The organism is Flavobacterium jumunjinense (assembly GCF_021650975.2).
GTDB classification, from domain to species: Bacteria; Bacteroidota; Bacteroidia; order Flavobacteriales; family Flavobacteriaceae; genus Flavobacterium; species Flavobacterium jumunjinense.
Map to the genome: position 1 here is coordinate 1,762,753 of NZ_CP091285.1, position 26,292 is coordinate 1,789,044.

The 26,292-nt window shown below is 30.8% G+C and carries 22 protein-coding genes and 1 tRNA gene; 12 read left to right on the plus strand and 11 right to left on the minus strand.

Annotation, left to right across the window (positions count from 1 at the left end; translation table 11 throughout):
* Positions 1–57 precede the first annotated feature (57 nt).
* From L2Z92_RS07865 to L2Z92_RS07890, 6 genes are all read left to right on the plus strand, one after another.
* Positions 58–145 (plus strand) — tRNA-Ser (locus L2Z92_RS07865).
* A gap of 77 nt (positions 146–222) precedes the next feature.
* Positions 223–1,026, plus strand: coding sequence for a MotA/TolQ/ExbB proton channel family protein (locus L2Z92_RS07870; RefSeq protein WP_236458276.1), 804 nt, complete (start codon positions 223–225; stop codon positions 1,024–1,026).
* 23 nt (positions 1,027–1,049) lie between these two features.
* Positions 1,050–1,472 carry a hypothetical protein gene (locus tag L2Z92_RS07875; protein WP_236458277.1) on the plus strand — a complete coding sequence of 141 codons (423 nt, stop codon included), beginning with the start codon at positions 1,050–1,052 and terminating at the stop codon, positions 1,470–1,472.
* Between the two features lie 2 nt (positions 1,473–1,474).
* Complete coding sequence (locus L2Z92_RS07880; RefSeq protein WP_236458278.1) at positions 1,475–2,083, plus strand: ExbD/TolR family protein; 609 nt, start codon at positions 1,475–1,477, stop codon at positions 2,081–2,083.
* Positions 2,084–2,106: 23 nt separating this feature from the next.
* On the plus strand, positions 2,107–2,580 hold the full coding sequence (locus tag L2Z92_RS07885; RefSeq protein WP_236458279.1) for an ExbD/TolR family protein: 474 nt from the start codon (positions 2,107–2,109) through the stop codon (positions 2,578–2,580).
* Between the two features lie 88 nt (positions 2,581–2,668).
* On the plus strand, positions 2,669–3,346 hold the full coding sequence (locus L2Z92_RS07890) for a porin family protein (RefSeq protein WP_236458280.1): 678 nt from the start codon (positions 2,669–2,671) through the stop codon (positions 3,344–3,346).
* Between the two features lie 654 nt (positions 3,347–4,000).
* On the opposite strand, the gene rpoN is transcribed toward L2Z92_RS07890, so the two are convergent.
* The 4 genes from rpoN to L2Z92_RS07910 form a co-directional block, all read right to left on the minus strand.
* Entirely contained in the window at positions 4,001–5,464 is a 1,464-nt protein-coding gene (rpoN, locus tag L2Z92_RS07895; protein WP_236458281.1) for an RNA polymerase factor sigma-54, read from the minus strand.
* 82 nt (positions 5,465–5,546) lie between these two features.
* Positions 5,547–6,995, minus strand: a complete 1,449-nt coding sequence (gene asnS, locus L2Z92_RS07900) for an asparagine--tRNA ligase (protein WP_236458282.1) — start codon at positions 6,993–6,995, stop codon at positions 5,547–5,549.
* 29 nt (positions 6,996–7,024) lie between these two features.
* Positions 7,025–9,436: an efflux RND transporter permease subunit gene (locus L2Z92_RS07905; protein WP_236458283.1), complete on the minus strand. Its 2,412-nt coding sequence runs from the start codon at positions 9,434–9,436 to the stop codon at positions 7,025–7,027.
* Positions 9,437–9,515: 79 nt separating this feature from the next.
* Entirely contained in the window at positions 9,516–12,002 is a 2,487-nt protein-coding gene (locus L2Z92_RS07910; protein WP_236458284.1) for a DUF5686 family protein, read from the minus strand.
* A 298-nt stretch (positions 12,003–12,300) separates the two neighbouring features.
* Between L2Z92_RS07910 and L2Z92_RS07915 the strand changes: the two genes are divergently transcribed.
* Together L2Z92_RS07915 and L2Z92_RS07920 are read left to right on the plus strand one after the other, a co-directional pair.
* Entirely contained in the window at positions 12,301–13,146 is an 846-nt protein-coding gene (locus L2Z92_RS07915) for a carbonic anhydrase (RefSeq protein ID WP_236458285.1), read from the plus strand.
* Between the two features lie 157 nt (positions 13,147–13,303).
* Positions 13,304–13,993 (plus strand): Crp/Fnr family transcriptional regulator, encoded by a 690-nt coding sequence (locus tag L2Z92_RS07920; RefSeq protein WP_236458286.1) that lies wholly within the window; start codon positions 13,304–13,306, stop codon positions 13,991–13,993.
* A gap of 52 nt (positions 13,994–14,045) precedes the next feature.
* Here the strand turns inward: L2Z92_RS07920 and frr are convergent, their stop codons facing one another.
* The 3 genes from frr to L2Z92_RS07935 all read right to left on the minus strand — a co-directional run bounded on the left by frr (position 14,046) and on the right by L2Z92_RS07935 (position 16,222).
* Positions 14,046–14,609 (minus strand): ribosome recycling factor, encoded by a 564-nt coding sequence (gene frr / locus L2Z92_RS07925; protein WP_236458287.1) that lies wholly within the window; start codon positions 14,607–14,609, stop codon positions 14,046–14,048.
* Positions 14,610–14,663: 54 nt separating this feature from the next.
* Positions 14,664–15,371: a UMP kinase gene (pyrH, locus tag L2Z92_RS07930; RefSeq protein WP_236458288.1), complete on the minus strand. Its 708-nt coding sequence runs from the start codon at positions 15,369–15,371 to the stop codon at positions 14,664–14,666.
* Between the two features lie 71 nt (positions 15,372–15,442).
* Positions 15,443–16,222, minus strand: a complete 780-nt coding sequence (locus L2Z92_RS07935; protein WP_236458289.1) for a patatin-like phospholipase family protein — start codon at positions 16,220–16,222, stop codon at positions 15,443–15,445.
* 65 nt (positions 16,223–16,287) lie between these two features.
* On the opposite strand from L2Z92_RS07935, the gene L2Z92_RS07940 reads away from it, so the two are divergent.
* Positions 16,288–16,914: a thioredoxin family protein gene (locus L2Z92_RS07940; RefSeq protein ID WP_236458290.1), complete on the plus strand. Its 627-nt coding sequence runs from the start codon at positions 16,288–16,290 to the stop codon at positions 16,912–16,914.
* Here L2Z92_RS07940 and L2Z92_RS07945 read toward each other — a convergent pair.
* The 4 genes from L2Z92_RS07945 to L2Z92_RS07960 form a co-directional block, all read right to left on the minus strand.
* A complete protein-coding gene (locus tag L2Z92_RS07945) occupies positions 16,906–18,504 on the minus strand; it encodes a DUF1501 domain-containing protein (RefSeq protein ID WP_236458291.1) in 1,599 nt (532 codons plus the stop codon). The genes L2Z92_RS07940 and L2Z92_RS07945 overlap by 9 nt on opposite strands.
* A gap of 12 nt (positions 18,505–18,516) precedes the next feature.
* Complete coding sequence (locus L2Z92_RS07950; RefSeq protein WP_236458292.1) at positions 18,517–20,361, minus strand: DUF1800 domain-containing protein; 1,845 nt, start codon at positions 20,359–20,361, stop codon at positions 18,517–18,519.
* 179 nt (positions 20,362–20,540) lie between these two features.
* Entirely contained in the window at positions 20,541–21,242 is a 702-nt protein-coding gene (gene truB, locus L2Z92_RS07955) for a tRNA pseudouridine(55) synthase TruB (RefSeq protein WP_236458293.1), read from the minus strand.
* Entirely contained in the window at positions 21,242–22,027 is a 786-nt protein-coding gene (locus tag L2Z92_RS07960) for an undecaprenyl-diphosphate phosphatase (RefSeq protein WP_236458294.1), read from the minus strand. The genes truB and L2Z92_RS07960 overlap by 1 nt, the downstream gene beginning before the upstream one ends.
* Positions 22,028–22,121: 94 nt before the next feature.
* Between L2Z92_RS07960 and L2Z92_RS07965 the strand changes: the two genes are divergently transcribed.
* From L2Z92_RS07965 to L2Z92_RS07975, 3 genes are all read left to right on the plus strand, one after another.
* Complete coding sequence (locus L2Z92_RS07965; protein WP_236458295.1) at positions 22,122–23,987, plus strand: tetratricopeptide repeat-containing sensor histidine kinase; 1,866 nt, start codon at positions 22,122–22,124, stop codon at positions 23,985–23,987.
* A gap of 2 nt (positions 23,988–23,989) precedes the next feature.
* A complete protein-coding gene (locus L2Z92_RS07970; RefSeq protein ID WP_236458296.1) occupies positions 23,990–24,607 on the plus strand; it encodes a response regulator in 618 nt (205 codons plus the stop codon).
* Positions 24,608–24,687: 80 nt separating this feature from the next.
* Entirely contained in the window at positions 24,688–26,274 is a 1,587-nt protein-coding gene (locus tag L2Z92_RS07975) for a T9SS type A sorting domain-containing protein (protein ID WP_236458297.1), read from the plus strand.
* The last annotated feature ends 18 nt before the right edge of the window (positions 26,275–26,292 follow it).

The following is a 26,292-nucleotide window of genomic DNA, read 5'->3' on the forward strand; positions in this document are numbered from 1 at the left end:
TTTTATTCCTGAGAATTTTTACGTTATTTAGCGCCCTTGAAATTGGTATTTATCAATGGAGAGGTGTCCGAGTGGTCGAAGGAGCATGCCTGGAAAGTATGTATGCTTCAAAAGAGCATCGAGGGTTCGAATCCCTTCCTCTCCGCAAAGAAATATTTTTAATTTCATAAATTATTTTATACTTTTAACCAAATTAACTAATTAAAATTAAGAACAAAAGCGATGAAAAGATTATTTTCTATTTTAGCAATCACAGGGCTTATGACTTTTGGTAACATTCAAGCTCAAGACTCTACAGAAACAGAAGCTCCTGTAGTTGAACAAGTCCAAGAAGAAGTTGTAACTGATGAAGAAGACACTGTGGTTATGGACGACGTAACTACTGATGATCAAGAAGCGACCTTTACACAAGAACTGAAGCAACGTTTCATTGAGGGTGGTCCTGGTTTTATGGGAATTGTATTAATCTGTTTGATTTTAGGATTAGCAATTGCTATTGAAAGAATTATTTATTTAAATCTTTCTACAACAAACTCTAAAAAATTGATTTCTAATGTAGAAGATGCATTAAAATCAGGTGGAGTTGAAGCAGCAAAAGAAGTATGTAGAAATACAGCCGGACCAGTTGCATCGATTTTCTATCAAGGTTTAGACAGACATTCTCATGGTATTGATTCAGCGGAAAAAGCAGTAGTTGCTTACGGTGGAGTTCAAATGGGACAATTAGAGAAAAATGTTTCTTGGATATCTTTATTCATTGCATTAGCACCGATGTTAGGATTCATGGGAACTGTAATTGGTATGATTGAAGCGTTTGACCAAATTCAATCTGCAGGATCTATGGAGCCATCTTTAGTTGCTGGAGGTATTAAAGTTGCCTTATTAACAACTGTATTTGGACTTGTAGTTGCAATTATTTTACAGATTTTCTATAATTACATTATTGCAAAAATCGATTCTATCGTAAACGATATGGAAGATGCATCAATTAGTTTAATTGACATCTTATCAGACTATAAAAAATAATAACCCTTAAATAGACAATTGTCATGAAATTACACAAGTTAACTAAATTTGCAGCCATTGTCATTGCCATTTTAAGTGTTGTTTTCTTATCTGGAGTTATGGCCTCTAATGATGAGCCTGTAGATAATATTTGGATTGGTTTTTTGATTTATTTATCATATTTTGCACTTGCAGTTTGTATTGGTGTAGTGTTGGTATATGTATTGAAAAATCTAGTTTCGAATAAAGAAAATTTTAAAAAGACAATAATAAGCGTTGGACTATTCTTGGTAGTATTAGTATTATCATATGTTTTTGCAAGTGACGGAGAAGTTGTAGCAAACGGAATGACATATTCTGGTTCAACTACAAAATTATCTGGAGCTGGTTTAAATGCGTTTTATCTTCTTTTCCTTGTTGCAATTGGAACAATGGTATGGTCTTTATTTACTAAAATTAAAAAATAATTATGGCAAAAAGAGAAGCACCAGAAGTAAATGCTGGTTCCATGGCAGATATTGCCTTCCTTCTTTTAATCTTCTTCTTGGTCACAACTACCATTGGAGTTGATCAAGGAATTAATAGATTGCTGCCGAGGTATGAAGAAGAGCCGGATATACCACAAATTAACGAAAGAAATATATTGAGAGTTTTGGTAAATAAAGACAATCAGTTATTAGTTAATGATCAGGTAACGGTAATTAAAGATTTAAGACAAGTCGCTATTGATTTCTTAGAAAACAATGGAAAAGGTGACTGTGCTTATTGTGAAGGAAAAAAGAACCCACAGTCATCTGATAATCCAGAAGAGGCTGTAATCTCTTTAATGAATGATGCTGAAACTTCTTATCAGACCTATGTAACGGTTCAGAATGAGTTAGTAGCTGCATATTATTTCTTAAGAGATAGAGAAAGTATGAAACGTTTTGGAAAGAAATATACAGAACTTGAATATGTTGCGAATGATCCAGCATCAAAAGCGGTTGAAGGTTTGGTTGAAGAGCTAGAACCAAAAGTAAAACAAATTCAGGATATGTATCCAATGCGTCTTTCAGAAGCGGAATCAAAAAAGAACTAATAACCCTTTAAATTTTAGAAATTATGTCTAGGTTTAAAAAGAAAAAATCGGGCGGAACACCTGGGATTTCTACGGCATCTTTACCGGATATTGTATTTATGCTTTTGTTCTTCTTTATGACTGCAACAACCATGAAGGATAGCGATTTGATGATCGAAAACAGATTACCAAAAGCGGATCAAACAGCTAAATTGCATAAAAAACAATACATTATGTATATTTATGCAGGAAAGCCTAAAGATGGATATAAATCTTTAGGATCTTCAGATCGTATACAGTTGAATGATAAGATTTCAACAGTTGCTGATTTAAGAGCCTTTGTTATCACGGAAAGAGCAGCAAGGAATTCTCAGGATGAGACATATTTGACAGCATCTTTAAAAATTGATAAAGAAGTAAAAATGGGATTAGTACAGGATATTAAAACTGAATTACGTAAAGTAGATCAGTTAAAAGTAAACTATACAACCAATCAAGGTAATCCATTAGATAGATAATTTATCTTTTCAATCGTAAATTATACAAAAGGCACGCAATTTGCGTGCCTTTTTTTGTTATTTTTATACCTTCATTATATTATATTAGATGAGATATCTTTTTTTTGTTTTTTGTTTTTTGAATTTTTCATTTTTATTTTCTCAAGAAGAAGATGAATACAGTCTGCCGGTTGATTCTCTTTTTAGGGAAGATCAATTTTATGTATCTGTAAGTTATAACTTGCTTAGAAATAGCCCTACTAGTTATTCTCAATATTCTTTCTCTTCAGGTATAACTTTGGGTTTTTTAAGAGATATGCCAATCTCTAAAAATAGAAATTGGGCAATTGCTACAGGATTAGGATATTCTTATAGTGACATTAAACATAATTTAAAAGTAATTCCATCTTCTCCAAATGAATATAGTATTGATAATTCTTATGATAGGAGTAAATTAAGATTACATTATGTAGAACTTCCTATAGAGATTAGATGGAGGAATGTAACTTACAAAAGTCATAAGTTTTGGAGAGTATATACTGGGTTTAAATTAAGCTATTTATTTTCGAGTTCAAGTATTTTTGAATCTAATGCAAATGATTATAAGTTGAAAAACAATAATGATTTGAATAAGTTGCAATATGGTCCTTATTTAAGTTTGGGATATAATACGGTGAATTTGTACGCCTATTATGGTTTGAATTCTCACTTTAAAGACTCCAAAATTGGTGATGAAAGGCTTCAACTAAACTCTTTTAATGTAGGTTTTATATTTTATATCCTATAACCAAAAAATCCAGAATGTTACTTGTGAGCCTATTCCAATTAAGGTTCCTATCAATAACTCAATAGGAGTATGCGATTTCATGTACAGCCTAGATGACGATACTAAGCCCATGGTTATGATTAATAGTAGTATGATGTTTACTAATTGTATTTGAGAGTGCAATGAAAGCGCATATGCAAATGTTGTAAGCGATGATATACCTATCATATGTAAACTAGCCTTGAATTTTATATATACAGCTAAGAAAGCTATTAATGAGCTTAAAAAACCGCCCATAAAAAAATAATAGAGCTCTCGAAGGTCATCTAGAGATGCGCTAAATTTTATTAAAACAAAAAGTAGTATAGCTTGTATTAATATAGGTAGTTTTCTTTCTTTAAGTGTGGCTTCAGTAAATGAAGAAATCACACCCAAGGACATAAATAAATAATATAGTGATATTGGAAGTAATAATGTTAGTATTCCGACTTGTAATAGAGTTAGATAAAATTGAGATTGATATAGGTATAATTGAGTGATTAGAAAATAGAACAAAGTACCGTATAGTGAGATAAATATCGGATGAAAAATATATGAGAATATTGGCAATATTTTTTTTATATCCATAAAGTTTTACTCTTGGTATTTTTTTGTTTCTTAATCTTCATCAAAGAATTATATTTTTTTTCGAAGACGAGCAACAGGAATGTCTAGTAGTTCTCTGTATTTAGCAACAGTTCGTCTAGCGATCGGATAGCCTTTTTCTTTTAATATTTCAGCTAATTTATCATCGGGTAATGGCTTCTTTTTGTCTTCTTCGTTGATAACACCTTCAAGTATTTTTTTTATTTCTAGTGTTGAAACATCTTCACCTTGGTCGTTTTTCATTGATTCACTAAAGTAATCTTTAATTAGCCTTGTGCCATAGGGTGTGTCTACATACTTGCTATTTGCAACACGTGAAATTGTTGAGATATCTAAGCCAACCAAGTCTGCAATATCTTTCAATATCATAGGTTTTAGGTTGGTTTCGTCTCCGTCAAGAAAATACTCTTCTTGATAATGCATTATTGCATTCATTGTTACATAAAGTGTTTCTTGTCTTTGCTTAATTGCATCAATAAACCATTTTGCAGAATCTAACTTTTGTTTAATAAACTGAACAGCATCTTTCTGAGTGTTAGATTTTTCATTTGTTACTTTGTAACTTTGAAGCATATCTTGGTAGTCTTTAGAAACATGTAATTCTGGAGCATTTCTACCGTTTAGGAGTAGCTCTAGCTCTCCATCAATAATTTTAATTGTAAAATCAGGAACAACGTGTTCTATTGGTTTTTGATTGCCGTCATATGCTCCTCCTGGTTTGGGATTCAATTTTTCAATTTCATCAATAGCCTTTCTTAGTTGCTCTTTTGAAATCTCATATTTTTGAAGTAGTTTTTCGTAGTGTTTTTTTGAAAATGCATCAAATTGATTTTTAATAATATCAATAGCCAAATCAACACTATCAGAAGGTGTTTTGTGTTTTAGTTGTAAAGATAAACACTCTTGTAGGTCTCTAGCAGCAACACCAGCTGGCTCAAGCTCTTGTATGATTCCGAGAATTCTAGTTGCAGTTGCTTCATCTGTATAGATTCCCTGTGTAAAGGCCATGTCGTCAACAATGTCTTGAATACTTCTTCTAATGTATCCAACATCGTCAATACTCCCTACTAAAAATTCAGCAATTTCCCTTTCTTCATCACTAAGGATAAAAGTATTCAATTGATTCAGTAAATCTTGATGAAAAGTTACACCAGCAATAAATGGCATGCTATTGTCTTCATCGTCATCACTATAATTGTTTGCTTGATATTTATAATCAGGCGTTTCGTCATTACTTAGGTATTCATCAATATTAATGTCTTCGGCTTCAATTCTTTCACCTTCAAAATCATCATACTCGTCATTAGAATTGTCGTATTCATCTTCATATTCGGAACTTTCTTCTTTTCCGTTTTCTAATGCAGGGTTTTCAACTAATTCTTCTTGTAGTCTTTGTTCAAATGCTTGTGTAGGCAATTGAATCAATTTCATTAGCTGAATTTGTTGAGGAGATAATTTTTGAGATAATTTAAATTGTAGGCTTTGTCTTAACATTATTTTGGGTTCGTATAACAGTTAATCGTTTAATCGCTTTGTTGGTTAAACAAATATACGATTAAACGATTAAATATTTTAATTAAAATTCTGCGTTCTGTGGTGTTCTCGGGAAAGGAATGACATCTCTAATATTTGTCATACCGGTTACGAATAATACTAAACGTTCAAATCCTAATCCGAAACCAGAATGTACAGCGGTACCAAATCTTCTAGTGTCTAAATACCACCATAATTCTTCTTCTTCAATACCAAGATTTTTCATTTTTTCGAGTAAGACATCCAAACGTTCTTCACGTTGTGAACCTCCAACAATTTCTCCAATTCCAGGGAAAAGAATGTCCATTGCTCTAACAGTTTCTTTACCAGGTTCTGTGTTTTCATTTAAACGCATGTAAAACGCTTTTATGTTTGCTGGATAATCAAAAAGTATTACAGGACATTTAAAGTGTTTTTCAACAAGGAATCTCTCATGCTCGCTTTGTAAATCTGCACCCCATTCGTTAATGATATAGTTGAATTTCTTTTTCTTATTTGGTGTAGAGTTCTTTAAAATATCAATAGCTTCAGTGTACGAAACACGTTTGAAGTTGTTATCTAAAATGAAATTAAGTTTTTCTAATAAACTCATTTCACTTCTTTCTGCTTGAGGTTTTGATTTTTCTTCATCTAATAAACGACCTTCAAGGAATTTTAAATCATCTTCACATTTTTCTAATGTGTATTTAATTACATGTTTAATGAAGTCTTCTGCAAGATCCATGTTTGCATCTAAATCATTAAAAGCAACTTCTGGTTCAATCATCCAGAATTCTGCAAGATGACGAGAAGTGTTTGAGTTTTCAGCACGGAAAGTAGGTCCAAATGTGTACACTTGTCCTAATGCCATTGCATAGGTTTCTGCTTCCAATTGTCCTGAAACGGTTAGGTTGGTTTCTTTTCCAAAGAAATCTTCTTTATAGTCTACTTTTCCTTCTGCGTTTCTTGGTGTTTCATCGAATGGAAGTGACGTTACTTTGAACATTTCACCAGCTCCTTCAGCATCGCTACCTGTTACAATAGGTGTGTTTACGTAGAAAAAACCATTTTCTTGAAAATATTGGTGTACAGCAAATGATAGCGTTGAACGAACTCTCATTACAGCACTAAATGTATTCGTACGTACTCTTAAATGAGCTTGTTCTCTTAAGAATTCTAAACTAGGTTTGTTTCTTAATTGTATTGGATATTTTTCAGCATCACTATCTCCAAGTATTTCAATTTTAGTAACCTGAATTTCTACACTTTGTCCTTTACCTTGACTTTCGTTTAGTGTTCCAGTTACAGATATTGCTGCACTTGTAGTGATTCTTTTTAATGTTTCTTCTGGTGTGTTCTCAAAATCGATTACACACTGAATGTTATTTATAGTTGAACCATCATTTAAAGCAATGAATTGATTGTTTCTGAAACTTCTAACCCAACCTTTAGCGGTTACTTCTTGAAGTGTTTTTGTATTGTTTAAAAGATCGTTGACTTTTATATGTTTCATTTTGTAAACTTTTTATAATGCAAATATAATTATTCGTTTTTATTTTCCACATCATCTTTATCTTCTGCTAAGATATCGATTGTAGGTTCTATAAACTCTTGTTCGTTTGCGATTGATTTTTCTAATGATAATAATAATGCGGGTAATAGGATAAGGTTTGAAAGCATTGCAAATAATAATGTAGCAGCAACTAAACTTCCTAGAGCGACTGTTCCACCAAAGCTTGATAATGTGAAAACAGAAAAACCAAAGAACAAGACTACAGATGTATAGAACATACTAATTCCTGCTTCTTTTACAGTGTTGAAAACTGATTTTTTAATTCTCCAATTGTTTGCTTTTAATTCTTGACGGTATTTGGCAAGAAAGTGAATTGTATCATCTACAGATATTCCAAAAGCAATACTGAAGACTAATATCGTTGATGGTTTAATTGGTACACCTAAGAATCCCATTAATCCAGCAGTAATTATTAGTGGTAATATATTAGGAAGTAGCGAAACAATTATCATTTTGAATGATCTAAATAGATAGGCCATTAATAATGAAATTAGGAAAATTGCAAATAATAAAGAGAGTACTAAGTTTTTTACAAGATAATGTGTTCCTTTTTCAAAGACATATGCTTTTCCAGTCATTGTAACTGTGTAGCGTTCTTTTGGGAATACTTTGTCTATCTTTTCTTGTAATCGATCTTCGATTTTTTTCATTTTATCGGTACCAATGTCTCTCATGAAAGTAGTAACGCGGGCATATTGTCCTGTGCTATCTACATAGCTTTTCAACATGTTCTCACTTCCTTTTTGTGTAGAGTTTTTTATGTAAGATAAAATAAATGTTTCCTCTTGTTTTGTTGGAAGTTCGTAATATTTTGGATTACCATTATAAAATGACTGTTTAGCATATTTTACAAGATTAACAACAGAAACAGGTTTCGATAACTCTGGAATCTCTTCTATTGTTTCTTGAAGTTCATTTATTCTTTTTAAGGTGGTCGATTTTAAAGCACCTTTTGGTCTTTTAGTGTCGATCATTATCTCTAATGGCATAACTCCATCAAACTCTTTTTCATAGAAAAGAATATCTTCAAAGAAACCAGTTTTTTTAGGCATATCTTCAATAATGCTTCCAGAAATTTTAATTTGAAAAATTCCAATAATTCCAAAAACTAAAAGTCCAATAGCAGAAGAGTAGATAACAACTGGATGTTTTCGAATAGAATTCTCTATCCATTTTATAAAAGTATTGGTGTAGTTTTTTCCTAAGTGCGCTAAGTGCTTTTCTTTAGGAAGAGGCATATAACTATAGATAATAGGAATAATAATTAAACACAATAAGAATAAAAATAAAATATTTAAAGAAGCAACAATACCAAATTCTTTTAGTAATTCACTATCTGTAATTATAAATGTTGCAAAACCAGCAGCAGTAGTTAAATTCGTCATTAAAGTTGCATTTCCTACTTTAGAAATAACTCTTTGAAGCGATTTGGCTTTGTTACCGTGCTTTTTAATTTCCTGTTGGTATTTATTAATTAAGAAAATACAATTCGGAATTCCGATAACAATAATTAAAGGAGGAATAATAGCTGTTAGAACTGTAATCTCATAGTTTAGTAAGCCTAAAGTTCCAAACGACCACATTACACCAATAATAACAATAATCATAGATATAATAGTTGCTCTAAAACTTCTAAAGAAAAAGAAGAAAAGTAACGATGTAATTAGTAAGGCAGCACCAACGAATAATCCAATTTCATCAATGATGCTTTGAGAATTCAGTGTTCTAATATATGGCATTCCAGAAACCTTTAAATCGATTCCTGTTTTTTTCTCAAACGCTTCGATTTTTTCTTTGCTCAGGTGCTTTAATACAAAATCTTTACGTGCAGCAGTGTTTACAATTTTTTTATCAATATAAATTGCAAAACGAACAGCACCAGATTCTTTATTAAAAAGCATTCCTTCGTAGAAAGGAAGGTTGTTGAAGAATTCGTTTTGTTTTTCTTTAAGGTAACTATCGCTAATTTTATCATTATTGATAAAAGGAACGAGTTTAAATTTTTGTTCTGTAGTATCTTTTTTAAGTATTTTTAGGTCTTCAATGGAAAGAGTAAGTTCTACAGCTTTGTCTTTTTTTATTCCGCTGATGAATTCTTGCCAATGTTTTAGATTTTTAGTGTTAAAAAAAGTTGAATCTTTAAAGCCAATGACGATTAGATTTCCTTCTTCTCCAAATTTATCTAAAAAAGAACGGTACTGAACATTTATTTCATGTTCGTCTGGAAGTAGATTCGCTTCAGTATAAGTGAAACGCATATTATTCCATTGAAACGCCATGAAAAGAGTGAAAAGCACAAGGGTGATGAGTAGGAAAATACGATTACGTAAAATTCTACTTGCTATAAAATCCCAAAAACTAGTGGATAACCATTTAAACATTGCCAAAATTTTGAAGCGCAAAGGTAAGGATTCTTGCTTAAATACTTAGAATCCAACAAAAAAAAGAATGCTTCATTACTTAAATCCCTAAATCTAAAAAATAGGATATTTTTAAAGATAAATTATCTTCAAAAACAGGTAGTTGGTTGGGTCCATATCTATAGAAAACAGTAGCGCCTAATCCTCGGTATATTTTATTACATTCAATGCCACTTTCAAAGAAACCCTCTTCTAAAGATTTGAAATTTAAACCTATATGACTGTTTGATTTGTTTATTTCTCCCCAAGCCATTCTTGTCGCAATTGAAAATTCTGGATTTATTCTGTAGCCCAATCTGATTTTGTTAAACGTATGCTTTAATTGAAGAGAAACATATTTATCCGAGAAAAATTCATTAAAATACATCGTTTCAAAACTGTCTTTTCCCGCAAATGTTATTCTTTGCAATAATGCATCTCTGTTAAGGTTGTTTGGTTGTAAGCTATATAAATGGGTTAAAGGAACATCTCCAAAGGCTATTCCTGTTTGAAAAAGAAGCGCACTTTTTTGCCCAGAAATGAAAGGAATTTCATAGAAAGTTTTGAAATCTATTTTCGTAAAATTAAAATCATTTCCAATTACATCAGGTAAAGTTTGAGTAACTTGGAATGAAAACTTAGGATGTCTTTTTTCATACTCAATTCTTGTTTTTGGAGTTAACATATAATTACTGAATGGATTCCATTGTATAGCAAGCTGAACTGCAGTAATGTTATATTGTGTATATGCATTTTCTTTATTAATAAAAGTGTAGTCGAATTGAGGGATTATTTCACTTCTAAATATAGAAAGATATGTGTTTGAGTTTCTAAGGTAATTTGATTCTATAAAAATGGATGCTGTTTTATGAGCATAGAATGTAGAAATATTTATAGGTCTTGGATCGTATATCTTAAATCTACGACTGTCTGTTGCGAATGTTGTTTTTGAAGTTTCATCTAAGTCGTCTGTATAGGATGCGTTTATCCACGTTTCGCTTGATCTGTGTAGTAAATAGGAAGGGGTAAAATTGTATTTAAATTCTTTGTCTTTTAAACCATAAGCTCCGTAACCACCAATTCTATATCGTTCCGATAGTTTTTCGTTTGTAACACCACCAAATCCTAATCTAAATCCTTCGAAGTTATTGTATTTGACAATGCTTCGTAGGTCTAAATCAAAATAGCTTATAGGGTAATAACCATTAAGAACTTTTTTTCCAACATAGACTTTTTTTTCAATTTTTCTCGATTTCGAAAGACTGTCAATTGCATTATAAGTTCCAATTCGTCGGATATCGATACTGTCTTTTACAAATTCTGCCCAATACTTTTCAGGCTTGTCTATTCCATCTTTTGAAATTTCAATTTTGATTCCTTTATTTTTGAATGTTACATTTTTATTTAATTCTATATCGAAAGGAGTCGACTCAATAGTTAGATAAATTTGATCTGTAGTGTTTGAATTTTGGTCCGGTTCTAAAGCAGAACTAAATTCGATTGTTCTTCCTAATATCTTAATATCGTCAACATTGTTACCTTTAAGAACAGTAAATTTTCTTTTTTTCGGAAACCAAAGTTTTTCTTTTTTGTAATAGTCAAAAGTATAGTCAGCATTGATATTAACAACTCCGTAGATTCTATAATAAGCTTTTGCTATGGCAAATGTTTCTGCGTCAACATAAAGCAAACCTCTCAATCTACTTGATTGAAGTTTTTTTGGTTGGAAGAAAATTTTATATGTTTTTCGATCTTGTATAGTTAGAGAATCAACTAAATAGAAGTTATACAAACGACGACCATAGTTTGAAATTGGGTTTTGTAATGGTGTTTCTAATATTTCAAAAGGATTTTCATAGACGGAATAGGACACAAGATTTAAACCTAAATACTCATATAGTGGCTCTTTAAAACCAGCCATTCTACTTGCTAAAATTGTTTCTTTTTGACCATTTTTATTGTATTGAATTTGATTTACCTTTTCTGTTTGGTACAAATGATATTTTTCAACTATTTTTTTGAACTTATAATTTGAAGAATCCAGTTTTATTTTAGTTTTTCTAAAAAGGCGTTTTTTACGTATAGTGTCAATTTTACTAGAAATAGAGTCCGGATTTGCGGTTATAAGTATGTTTTCATAGTTTTTGTATTGGAAACTACCTAAAATGTTTTCAGGTTGATTGTTTTTTTTGTTTTTGATTACGTTTCGAACAATTTTATTTACAGTGTTGTCGGTGTAAATCTCTACTTTTTTATATGTATCAAGATCAATAGTCATTTTTACAACAACAAACTGCTCGTTTTTAGAAATATAAACGCTTTTTCTATGATAACCTTTATAGGTTATAATTAAAGGTTTGTCATAAGCAGATATGTCTAAATTGAATTTACCTTCCCAATTGGTTGTAAAAGTTTTGTCTAGATATTCAATTTTGCAAAATGAAAGAGGAACCCTACTATCAATGTCGATAATCTGACCTTTTATTTTGTTCTGGGCGATACAAAATGTTGATAGAAAAAGAAAAGTTAATAGCGTAATATATCTCATTAAGTAATCAAAATTGATGAAGGTGATGATTGATGAAATCAGCCTTATATTATGGCTTAAAAGTATGTTTAATTAAATTGTTGGACAAGTTATTTTTTGTCGAGCTTTAAAAATAATGTATTTTATACATTTATTTTAATATTTCGAATGAATTTAACTATAAATTAAGTTTTAAGAATCGACATGGTGACTTGGGGTTTCGGTTTTAAAATATTGATATAAATCAATTAATAGATTGATAATGTTATGGTTTTGTAATTATTTATTTAAAATAGATTTGTATAAATAAATTAACAAAATGAAAAAAGTAACACTTAGTTTCACTATCGCTTTTATGATGCTATCATGTCAAGAAGAATCAATCAAAAACAATGATGAAAATTTAACCAATAATGATGAACAATCATTAGCAAATTCATTCTACGGAAAAACAACAAATTCAAATTGTCATTTTGAATATGAGGGTGCAAACGGACCTGATAATTGGAGTGGTATTTGTGGAAATGATTGGCAAGACTGTGGAGGTCATTCGCAATCGCCAATAAATATTCAAACTAGAAATGTTGTTGAGAATGATAACTTGGAGGATTTGGAATTTAATTACTCTAATTCTTTTACGAGAATTATTAATAATGGACATACAATTCAGTTTGATTATAGTTCAGGAAGTACATTGTCAGTAAATAATAAGACGTATGAATTGAAACAATTTCATTTTCATACTTCAAGCGAACATACAGTAAATGGAATTAGTTATCCTATGGAAGTGCATTTGGTGCATAGAGACAATACAACTGGCTTGCTTGCTGTTATTGGAGTGTTTTTTGAACTGTCTAATAATGATAATCCTTTGTTGGCTAATTTTATGAATGATTTACCATTGAATGAAGGGGGTATTTATAATAGTAATTTTAATTATAATGCTTTAGGTTTTTTAGATTATGAAGACGAAATTGAAGAGTATTATAGTTATTCAGGCTCTTTAACTACACCACCTTGTTCTCCAATTGTTAGTTGGTTTGTTGTTAAAAATAGAGTGAAAATTTCTAGAAAACAATTGTTGCAGTTTGAAGCATTAATGCATCAAAATAATAGACCTATTCAATTATTGAATGGAAGAAATATTTTTGTTCCAGAGTCTTAATTTTGAATGTAACTACAATAAAAACAAGTATCTAGCGTTGTTAATGTAGACTTCTAGAGTGATTTAGAATGAAGGTTAAAAGTTTAAAGTCAGTTTTTTAAAAGAAACTGACTTTTTTGCAATAAAAAGGTTTGTATCTGATTTTAAAAAAAATAAAATGTTGTTTCCAAAAGGTAATTTTTTAGAAGATAATCAAGATTTAGCAGAATATTTATATGAACATTATTCTAATGAAACTGAAGATGTTGAAGTCTTAATTAAGTTAAAGAAAAACCAAGTATTGTTTCATCAAGGAGTATTTCCTAGTAGTGTATTTATTGTAAAAAAGGGGGTTTTAAAGGTCTATACAGTAGACGGTAATGGTAAAGAATATATTTTTAGTTTAGTTAAAGAGAATAATATTATTGGATATTCAACTTTATTATCAAACACGCCTTATTTGTATTCGATCTCTGCAATTACAAACTGTGAAATTGTTGTTATTAATAAAGATTTTTTTCATTCGCTCTTTGATAGCGATTCTCTTTTTTTGAAAAGAATGAATGCTAACTTAATAAGAAGTTTAATTGCGTTTACTCATAATGCACATATAATTGCAAACTATTCGGTAAGGGAGCGAACCGCTTTGTCTTTAATTAATCTGGATGATTTTTTTACTAAACTTTCCTATTCAGATGGTTTTATAGATTTGTCAAGAATGAATCACAGTAATATTATAGGGACTTCGGTTGAATCTTTAGTTAGAATTTTACATGATTTTAAAGTCGAAAATTTAATTGAAGTAGATAAATCGAAGATTAAGGTTTTAAATAAACAAGGCTTAATTAAAGCTTCTGGGTTTATATAAAAAAATCCAACTCAAAAAAGTTGGATTCAAATATTTTCTTATATATAGATAACTATACTTTCATTATTTCAATTTCTTTAGCCGCTAAATGCTCTTCTGTTTTTTTAATGAATGCATCTGTTAGTTTTTGAATGTCTTCTTCTGCTTTTTTACAAATATCTTCAGATGTTCCGTTTTTCTCTTCTTTTTTAATATCTGTGTTTGCATCTTTACGAGCATTACGAATACCAATTTTTGCATCTTCAGACTCTGTTTTTGCTTGTTTTACAAGGTCGCGTCTTCTTTCTTCTGTTAATGCAGGAACGTTTATGATAATATTATCTCCATTATTCATTGGGTTTAAACCTAAATTAGCAATCATAATTGCTTTTTCAATAGGTTGAAGCATTGGTTTTTCCCAAGGTGTAACAGTTAATGTTCTTGCATCTGGTGCATTAATATTTGCAACTTGAGACAATGGCGTTTGTGAACCATAATAGTCAACAAAAACACCACCAAGCATTTGAGGAGAAGCTTTACCAGCTCTAATGTTTAAAAATTCTTTTTCTAAATGCGCTATAGAACCTTCCATCGATTCCCTTGCACTGTCTATTATGAAATTAATTTCTTCTGTCATTTTCTTAAGTTTTTATTTCAAAAATATGTCTAAGTGATATTACTTTGTGTTTATTTATATTGTAACTGTTGTTCCAACTGTTTGTCCTTCACAAACTTTTAATAAATTACCTCTTTTGTTCATATCGAATATAATAATAGGTAATTTGTTTTCCTGACTAAGTGTAAAAGCAGTAGTATCCATAACATTTAAACCTTTTGCTAATACATCTTCAAACGAAATATAGTCAAATTTAACAGCATCTGCATTTTTTTCTGGATCTGAAGTGTAAACACCATCAACACGAGTTCCTTTTAAAATTACATCGGCATTCACTTCTACACCTCTAAGTACAGCAGCAGTATCTGTTGTGAAATATGGATTTCCAGTTCCTGCTCCAAAAATAACAATTCTTCTTTTTTCTAAGTGTCTTGTTGCTTTTCTTTTAATATAAGGTTCTGCAATGGCTTCAATCTTTAAAGCTGTTTGCAAACGTGTTTGCATTCCTGCTTCTTCAAGAGCACCTTGCAATGCCATTCCGTTAATTACGGTTGCAAGCATTCCCATATAGTCACCTTGAACTCTATCCATTCCATTACTAGCGCCAGCAACTCCTCTAAAAATATTTCCTCCACCTATAACGATTGCAATCTCTATCCCTTTGTCATGAATCTCTTTTATTTCTTGCGCATATTCAGCTAAACGCTTAGGGTCAATTCCGTATTGTCTATCACCCATTAGGGCTTCACCACTCAATTTTAGAAGAATTCTTTTGTATTTCATTAGATTGTCTCTATATTATTTTGTGATGCAAATATAATTATATATCTACAGAAAAAAAATGTTGAATTGTATTATGAGCTTAATTCTTCAAAAGTACTTTTAGCTTCATCATAACCAATTTGAAAAATTGTTTTCATTTTAGACTTACTAGTTTCAAAAGTACTATAGTTTGCTAATTCTTTCGGTTCTATAATTGTATCGCATAAACTAAATTTTTGATAATTTCCTTGGGCAGAAAGTAAATCAAAAGCCCTAGAAGTAATCGACTTAATGGAGTTTAAGTCTTTATTTTCAATGTTTTGAATAGGACTAACATATATGCCTATAATGTTTTCGCAATTTCCGAGTAATAAATCAGTTGGAAAATGATTGAGAATGCCACCATCGCTATATAATCGTTCATTTATTTTATAAGGACTCAAGACACCTGGGAATGCTGCCGAAGCAAGTATAGCATCGGTTACTTTTGTATTGTCATTAAAAACTTTCAACTTTCCTTTTACTAAATCGGTTGCAGTTATTTTTATAGGAATTGGTAAATCTCCAATTTTAGTATCTTTAAATATTGCATTGAAATAGACTCTAAAAGAATCAGAATCTATTATTCCTGCTTTTTTTAAGGTAAAATGTTTCCAATTAAAAAAATAAATAGATTGAAAAAAACTAAGTATTTCGGCTGGAGTTTTTCCAAACGAATACATAGCAGCAATAATTGCACCAGCACTTGTTCCAGATATAATTGACGGTTTCATTTTTTGTTCATCAAGGAATTGAAGTGCACCAGCATGAGCAATTCCTTTTGAACCACCACCCGAAAGTGCAATCCCAATGTTTTTAGGTTTTGAATCCATTTGTAACTAAACTAACATTTAATCTCCAAATTTAGTTTTAAATTTGTCAAATAAATATTTTAATTATGAAAAATATAATAGAAAATGCTCTTTTAAATTCATATACTTACTCAGAATACAGACAATTAGTAAGTCAATTAATTAGTGAAGGAAAATCTACAGGACATAATCAAACAGTCGATTTATTGCATTATTCAGAATTGAATGAAACACGATTAAAAAGATTAGATAAGACTTTAGTGGTTAGTGAAGAAAATCGTACTAAAATCGAAAATTTAGATAAGAAATACACTTGGTTAGTAATTTCTGAAGGCTGGTGTGGCGATGCAGCGCAACTATTACCAATAATGAATAAAGTTGCAGAAGCATCTGAAAATATTGATTTAAAAATAGTTTTAAGAGACGATAATGAGGTTTTAATGAATCAGTTTTTAACTAATGGAGGAAAAGCAATTCCAAAATTGATTGTACTTGATGCTGAAACGAATGAAATTATTGCAGATTGGGGACCAAGACCAGAACCAGCACGTAAACTAATTGCCGATTATAAAGCAGCGAATGGAGTAGTAGATGAGCCTGTTAAAATTGAATTGCAAAAATGGTATTTACAAGACAAAGGACTAACAACTCAAAATGAATTATTAGCCCTTCTTGAAAAATATTCTAAAGAAAGTCAAACAGTACTAGACTAAGAATTTCTTTTGAAGTATTGTTCTGTTGTAATTTACTTCCAATATATAGGTTCCTTTAGAAAGTAGTGTTGGTATAGTAAATGTTAAAATATCTCCAAGAACATAATGTTTGTTTGTATAGAGTAATGAGCCTACGATTGAAAAAATTGTAACAACTACATTTGTTTTAATAAAATCTCTAAACGCAATGTTTATTTGATTGTTTACAACAGGGTTTGGGTAGATATACATAAAATCGTCATTAAGAATAACTTTAGAGAAATCCTTTTTGAAGATAGGTAATTTTTGAAAAGTATCACCCAAAACAGAGGTAGCCTGTGCGTCTGTCATACAAAGCCAATCTTGCATTATAGAGTTGTAAATTTGCCTGAAATCAAACTGCATTGGAACTTGATCGTTTACCGATGCATTTTGAGGCAAATTAGGAGATGTTCCAATCATTCCAGAAACAGGATGTGCTGTCCCTTCAACATTAGCAACACCTGTGTTTAAAGAAGTTCCGAAAAAGATTACAGGAGCACTAGAACCATGATCGGTTCCAAAACTTCCATTACTTTTCACTCTTCTTCCAAACTCACTAAAAGTCATTCCTGTTACTTTTTTGTCTTTACCCATTTGTTTTAAATCTGCTTGAAAAGCACTAATAGATTGCGACAATAAACTTAAGTTTTCAGGCTGTCTTCCTAATTTTCTGTCGGTATCAAGAACTTGGTTTTCATGCGAATCGAAATTCTTATGATGGTTTACAATATAAATAGGAGTTTGAAGTCCACCATTTATTAATCGAGCCACAATTTTTAGTTGAGCAGCCAATTTATTATCTGGATATTCAACAGAAGGAGGATTTGTTACATTATATGCCGATTGAATTGTTTCTCGATAGGCATTACTTTGGTCTTTCATTAACCTAAGAAAAGTAAGTTCTAATCCATAATCTGTATTCGGTGCAGGATCTGTAGTTTCATTAATAACATTTAATAAATCATCTGGATCAGGAGCACTATATCCCATGTTTATATTTGGTCCTTGCAAAGAGAAAGGTAATGTTGAACCAATTTGTATTGCCAATGGGTCTGGCATATTGGAATTAGGATAACTCTCAGGGAAATCAGGATAGATTTCGTCTAATGCTCTTCCAATCCAACCAGTATTTAGGGTTTCATCACTTTTAGAACCAGTAAACCAAATATCGGTAGCTCTAAAGTGACTGTAACTTGGGTTTGGATAAGAAACACCTTGAACAATCATTAGTTCACCCGTATTATACATCTGTTGCATTTCTTGCATAGCAGGATGAAGACCTGTAGTTGGATTATGATTTAAGGATAAAACATCGGTCTCATCTATTAATATATTGGAGCGTGCATTAGATAGTTCAGACCATTTGTCTCTTGGGAAAACCGTATTTAAACCATCATTTCCACCGTTCATTTGTATGATTACTAAAATCTTACCACAGTTTACTGCTGCATTAGCAAGTGTTTGAAGGTTGCTACTTTCAAGTTGTGAGGAAGCTAAAACGGGTATTTTGTTAAATAATAAAGGTGCAGATACTAAGGCTGTTGACTGTATAAATTTTCTTCTTTTCATTTTGTTTCGATATTACATTAGTTGAAATTCAGCCAACTGAATAATGGTTAAAAATAGACTGTCCAAACGATTTTTTACGATTTGCTTATTGTTTTCATCTGTTGGATCTTGTGTGTAGACTGTCCAAGCACCTGTCCAATAATAATCGTTAGATTGTCCTGAAAGTAAATTTTGCGTCTTTAAAATATTTTTCTGTCCAATACTTAAATCGATAGGTAAAAGATATTTTATACATTCATCTACTAATAGGTTTGGATCTTGACAAATAGTATTTGGAAATTGTAATACAAAATTTAAAGTATCTGCTTTTATAGTAGTTGTATATCCGTTTCGACTTAACGGTATACCATAAAATGCATAAGCAATATAAGCGAAGCGTTTTTGTATTGAGTTGGAATTTATCCAATACTCATGAAAAGAAGGATTTTGATAAAAAGCTTGCCAACCTGCAACATTTGGAATACTTCCCATACTTTGTCCCATATCGGACAATAAATCGTCTATTCTTTTCCAAATGTAATATTGAGCATTATGATTTGTAGGATCTGAAATAGTAGTTTCCATATTGAACGTTCTTATAAAACCTATAAACAAATCTAAAGGTGATTTTATATAAACACCTCTATTTGCCATGTCATAAAAATGTTCGCTTTTGAAAAGTTTTTCCAAAACTGGTACTATTTCCCAATTGCTTGCTACAAAATGTTGTGCTAAAGGAACTATTACATTGTCTTCAATATGTTGATCAATATCATAATAGACAAAAAAGCGGTATAATCTTCTACAAATATATTGTGAAACAACTTCCGTTTTAGAGAAAATCATATCAATGAAAGCGTCTAATTCTGAAGATCCAGTAAATGGAATCGTAGTGTTGTTGAAGAAAGCCGAAAATTGCTTATTACTTTCATCATGCTTTGTGTCGACAAAATCTGTAGTAGGGTTTGGTGTGTTTAAATTTTGAACTCTCCAACCTGTTAATACTTTCGCAGCCTGAATAACATCGGGTTGAGAATATAAGCTATTAGAACCTTTTCCAAGAGTAAAAAGTTCCATTATCTCTCTAGCAAAATTTTCATCGGGAGCAGTTTTTGTATTCGCCTGATTGTTCAAATAATACATCATAGCTGGTTGCGTAGCAATTTCTCTAATTAGAGTTTTAAAATTACCATCAGAATAGGCTCTTAAATTTTTAATGTATTGATAGCAAACTCTTGCCGAGTTTCCAGAGATGTATTGATTAGAACTAGCCTTGATAAAATCGAAATCTACAGGAATAAAATGATACCAAAACATAACCATTTTCTCTCTAATAGAAATATCTTGAGTTATTGCTAAGTTTGTCATCCAAGCTGTTAAACTGTCAATACGTTTTCTGTCGGTTGTGTTTCCAGTTCCTAAATCGGTGAAAGGATTTGTTGTCCAATCGTCTCCATAAGGAAGATTGTTTTCATCTGGTTCGTCTATGTCATAATTATTAATAGGAGAAGGTGGAACAGTAGGGTCAATAGTTAAAATTAAATCTACAGCTTGTGTCATAGACATTCCAAGAACGGTGTCTAAGTCGGTTTTTTTAAAACCAAATCCAGTTCTTTTTAGTAAATGAATAGCGAGTCGATCTGTCCAAGGACCAGTGTAGACATTCAATCCAGAAGTTATCGGGTTAACCCTTTCTAAGGATGCGTCTGAATTTGCTTCTTGATTTTTGTTTTTCCTTTCTTTTGAAAGGTACTTTCTACCATTGTAGATTTTTCTAGAATATTTTTCAAATAGTGGGTCAGTTTGATCGAACTGATCCTTATGATTTGAGAATATTTTCTTAAAAAGTTTTCTTCTAGTTAGTGTACTTTTGTTCATGTGTTAAGTGTTCTTATCGTGTTGTGAGACAGGGCTTGAACGTAAAGTTAACAAAAAAAGTATTTAGAAAAACAATAAAGTTTAATAGTGTAAAAAAACGAAACAGGTGTTCTGTTAATTACACACTTTTTAAATAGGAATGAATGTTTTTTTAAGAATTTAGAGTTAAAAATAAAAAGTTAGGAAATGTGTTTTTTTACTTCCTCTTCGAATTGTTCAGGAGAAACGGCATTCCCAACCGTATGATTTCCAATTTTTGTTCTTCTTAAACTAGCTAAATGTCCACCAGATTGTAGTGCCTTTCCAAAATCATAAGCAATAGAACGGATATAAGTTCCTTTGCTACAAACAATTCTAAAATCTATTTCGGGTAGTTCAAATCGAGTAATCTCAAACTCATGAATAGTTGTTTTCCTAGCTTTAATTTCAACCTCTTCTCCTGCACGAGCATGTTCGTAAAGCCTTTTTCCATCTTTTTTTATTGCTGAAAAAACAGGAGGTTTTTGATCTATTTCACCTAAAAATTGTAGTAAAGTATCGTTAATTAAAGCTTCTGTAATATGTTCGGTAGGGAAAGTGGCATCTATTTCAGTTTCTAAATCATAGGAAGGTGTCGTTGCACCAAGACAAATTGTTCCTGTGTACTCTTTTGCTTGACTTTGGATTTCTGAAATTGTCTTAGTAAATTTCCCTGTACAAATAATTAACAGTCCAGTTGCTAAAGGATCTAAAGTACCAGCATGTCCAATTTTAAACTTCTTTGGTAAATCAAAGTTGTTTTTTAAAATATATTTTAATTTGTTGACTGCTTGAAAAGAAGACCAATTCAAAGGTTTGTCAATCAATAGTACTTTTCCAGCTAAAAGATCTTCTGCTTGCATTAGATAATTGTTAGTTTTTGAACAAAAAAGTGAATCAATAGAATTGCAACACCAGCTACAATTCTATAATAACCAAATATTTTAAAACCATGTTTTGTTAAAAAACCAATAAAAGACTTAATAGCAATTAGGGCAACAATAAAACCAACAATATTTCCGATGATTAACAGGTTAATTTGTTGATCGGTGATTTCAAAACCTGCTTTATTATAATCATAAAGTTTTTTAACTGTTGCTCCAAGCATGGTTGGAATAGCAAGGAAGAATGAAAATTCTGCCGCTGCTGTTCTTGAAAGCTTTTGACTCATACCACCAACAATACTTGCTCCACTCCTAGAAACTCCAGGAATCATTGCTAAACATTGGAAAAAACCTATTTTTAAAGCAGTTAGGTAGGAGATTTCAGTGTTTTCAGAATTCCCAAACCAATCGTCAACTTTTAATAATAGAAAACCACCAATAATTAAAGATATTGCAACAACAATTGGACTCTCTAACATGCTATCGATAAAATCATTTAGTAATAATCCAAATACTACTGCGGGAATAAAAGCGACAAATAGTTTGAAATAGAAATCTAAACTTTGAAAAAAGCGTTTAAAATATAATACTACAACAGATAGGATTGTTCCTAGTTGTATTACAATAGTAAAAAGCTTAGTAAAATCGTCGCTTGCAATTCCAAAAAAAGAAGAAGCGATAATCATATGTCCTGTTGATGAAACAGGTAAAAACTCTGTAATTCCTTCTATAATAGCAAGAATAATTGCTTGTAGTGTATTCATGTTGCAAATATATTTTTTTTTGTAGAATAAAGACGATTGATTCTAGGGTTTAATTTTTTTTTATACATTTATCGTCTGCACCAAAGTAACCAAAATGAAATTTTTTAAGATATTTTTTTTATTTCTTCAACTCCCTATTCTAGTCTCTTCGCAAGAGGTTTCGGAGTTTGAAATCGTTAAGAAACGTATCTCTGAAACATTTCGTGTTAATCCTCAGAGTGCAAAGAATGATGCTTTTTTATTAAAAAAAATAGCAAAAAATGAAGAAGAGAAGAATTCTTCCTATCAATACTTAGGCTATATCTATGATTTGACAGGAAATGTAGATTCAGCAAGATATTATTTTCAAAAAAGACTAAATTTATCAAAAGAACAATTTTCTAACACGGATGCTTATTATCAATCGGTAATTGATTATGTAAATTGGGGAGTTAGTTATGTAGATACTAATGCTTTAATGACAGAATTAACCCAAGCATTATTGAAAATTAACGTAAATAAAAATCCACAAGAAAAAGGGTTAATGTATTTATTGATGGGCGATTTATTATTGCGTGAAAATCGATTGGATAAAGCAAATGACTACTATGATAAATCATTTAGTTTGATTAAAGGGAATTTTGTGGCCTCAGATTATTATTTAAGGAAAAGTGAGGTTAATATAAAGAGGAGAGAATATGAAGAAGCAAAGGAAAATTTGCTTAAAGGTATAGCGTCATTTGATGAAAAAGAAACGTATGCATATCCTTTGTATCTGAATAAATTAGGCTATGTTTTTCTTATGTTAGGAGATGTTGAGAATTCAAATCAACACTTATATGAATCGCTACATTATCAAAGAAATAATAATTTCCAGAGTTTGTCATCAAGTACATATCTAAATTTATATTATTTATCAAAGATTCAGAAGAATGAGCGTTTAGAGAAATTTAATCTAGATAAAGCATTAGAATTAAACCAAGGTGATATTGCAATTTTGAAAGATATTTATTTAGCTTATAAAGAATATTATTCAAAACAAGGTGATTTTCTAAAAGAGAGCGAAAGTTTAATGAAGTTTAATCAGATAAACGATAGTATTTTTAATATTGAAAAGGCACGAATTGGAACCGATTTAGAGTTTCGATTTCAATTAAGAGAGAATAAGAAAGAATTAGAATTAAAAGAAAAAATAATTCAAAAAGAGTCTCGAATTAAAATGCTGCTTGTTGTTAGTTTTTTGATTTTGTTTCTTATGTTAATTGCTTTGATGATTGTCTATTATCATAAGATAAAAACACAGAAAAAGTTGAGAAAAAATCAAAAATTGCTTCATGAAGAACAATTGAAGGCAACTTTAGAGACACAGAAAACAGAAATTATTAAAGAGAAAATTAAAGCAAAGTTTGAAGAGAGGGAAAAAATTTCATTAGAATTACACGATGGAATTGCAAATGAAATTGGAGCTTTAAAAGTGTCATTAACATCAGAAGAAATACTAGATAAAAGTAATATTAATTCAATTGTTGATAAAATAGATAAGTTATATAATGAAGTTAGAGATATGTCTCATGAATTGAATCCTGATAGAATTTTAGATGTAGAGTTTACTCAATTAATAAATAGTTTGTGTTTAATGGTTGAGAAAAACGGTATTAAAACTACTAAGAATATTCTAATAAGTAAAAAGATAAATGTATTAGACGATAGTGTTCTTTTGAGTATTTATAGAATTCTACAAGAAGCAATGAATAATGTTGTAAAACATGCTTATGCTACTGAAATTAAAGTAGATATAGTAGAATTAGAAGAAGAGTTGCTGTTGCAGATTAAAGATAATGGAGTTGGATTTTCTAAAAATAATTCTAGATCTGGAATTGGTTTAAAGAACATTGAAAAAAGAGTAGAAGTATTAAATGGAAAATTTGAAATGAACTCTTCAGACAAAGGAGTTTCATTAGAAATAAAATTACCACTATAACCATGTTACAGAAAATACTAATTGTAGACGATCATAAAGTCTTTGCAGAAAGCATCGCTTCGGTATTAAGAAGTAAATATGAAGTAAAAGAAGTTACTTCTGTAGACAAGGCATTGCAAATTAGATCTATTTTTGTGCCAGACTTAATGATTACAGATTTACAATTGCCAGAAAAAGATGGTTTATGGCTTATTAAAACAATAAGAGAAAAAGATGTAGAGGCTAAAATTTTAGTTTTAAGTAGCATGACTAATCACGCTACAATTCATAAATTACTACAGTTTGAGGTTAATGGTTTTTTGAATAAAAATGTTTCTAGTTTAGACTTGTTAAATGCAATTCAAAAAATAATAGAGGGAGAAAATTATTTTCAAACCGATATTTATGAAGATTATCTAGAAAATTATAAATCGAAATCGGGAGCAACGCAAACTATTACACCTAGAGAACTTGAAGTATTACAGCTGATTATTGAAGAAAAAACAACGAGTGAAATTGCTGAAATTTTAAAATTGTCTAGCTATACAGTTGAAGGATACCGAAAAAACTTGCTTTTAAAGACAGGCTCATCTAATGTTGTGGGCTTGATTAAGCATGCAATTAAGATAAATTTGATGTAAAAAATAGTACACCCCTTTTTTCGGGGGGTGTGGTAAAATTTATATGTGCTTAATTTGCATCAGTAAACAAATAAACAAGCATGAGAAAAATATCTATTATTACCATAATCTTTTTTTATGTTAATTGCATTTTTTCACAAGTTCATCAATTTAGTGACCCAATTGTCTTAGCGTATTTTCCTTCTTACTCAGAAAATTGGGCTTCAACTAATCAGAATTCCAAATTAAGAGAAATTCCAGCCTATGTAAATTATGTATTTTTAGCTTTTGGAAAGCCAGATTTAACATATACGCAAGGTTCGTTTGATATTTCAGGAACGGGTATAGAAGTTCCTTATGATGGTTGTGGATTAAAAGAAAGTGTATCAGCATTAAAAGCTAAAGGAGTAAATGTGATTTTATCAATTGGAGGAGAGACCTATTGGAATTCTAATGTATATGCAAACATTAATTATCAACAAATAAAAGACTTGGTAGATGATATGGGTTTCATTGGTATCGATTGGGATTTCGAACCAAGTGGCTCGTTTCAACAGATTGGAAATGCTGCTAATGTGCAACACTTCATTGATTTTTTTACCAATTCCCGTGCAATAATGCCAAAAAGTGAAGGCTATATCTTAGCCTGTGCGCCAGCTGGTGTTGGAGCTTTAGGAGGACAAACAAATAACGATTTAGCGTCTCCTTTTGCTTATGCGAATAGAAACACGGTAACAGGAGAGTCAGATACAAATCTATATAATGCAACTGCAGCAACTAACGGAATTAATCTTTTTGGATTTTCTTCAACGGGACACATGATTCCTGTAATGCAAGCCGTTGGTGATAAAATTGATATTATTGCGTTTCAAGGGTATAACACAGGTGGAAGTACAAATAGAAGTATAATGTATGATGCCTATGCGTACTATGCAGAACAATATGGTTTCAAAGTTGCCGCAGGAGTACATTATCCAAATGAACCATGGGGACCTTATTATACCTATACACATCAAAATGTTGCAGAATTAGCAAGTCATATTCGTAATCATCCAAGTAGAGTTGGTGATAAAGACGGAATAATGTTATGGCAATTGCTATTGGAAAACACAAGCCTAAATAGTTCTGGTTATTCCTATATGAATGTATCGAGTAAAGTTTTGAATGGGACTTCAATAAGCACAGCAGTAACAGAGGCAAATGATTATTCATTATCTCCTTATACTGGTGGAGCGGAAGGTTGTGGTTCAAATCAAGGTGGAGGAACTTTTTGCGGTTTCTCGGAATATAATGCTTCACAAGAATATCCTAATGCAAATACTAATGTGTATTATGAATGTAAAATTTGGAAAAACCAATGGTTTGCAAATCCAAATGAAATACCAGGAGATAATAATGTTTGGACACAAGTTAGCGTTTGTAATGAAGGAGCTGGTTGTACTTTAAGTACAGAGGATTTTTCGAATGAACAATTCCAAGTTATTGTAAAAGATGAGGTAATAGTGATTGAAAGTAAGTATGAGATAAATCAACTAGCTTTATTTGATATTTCTGGAAAAGAATTAGTAAGAAAAACAGATAATAAAAAAGAAATACATATTGATAGAGTGTTTTTAGAAAAAGGACTCTACATAATAAGACTGGAAATCAATGGCAATATGCTAAATAAGAAATTATTGTTGCATTAAAACATGTGCATCATTAAT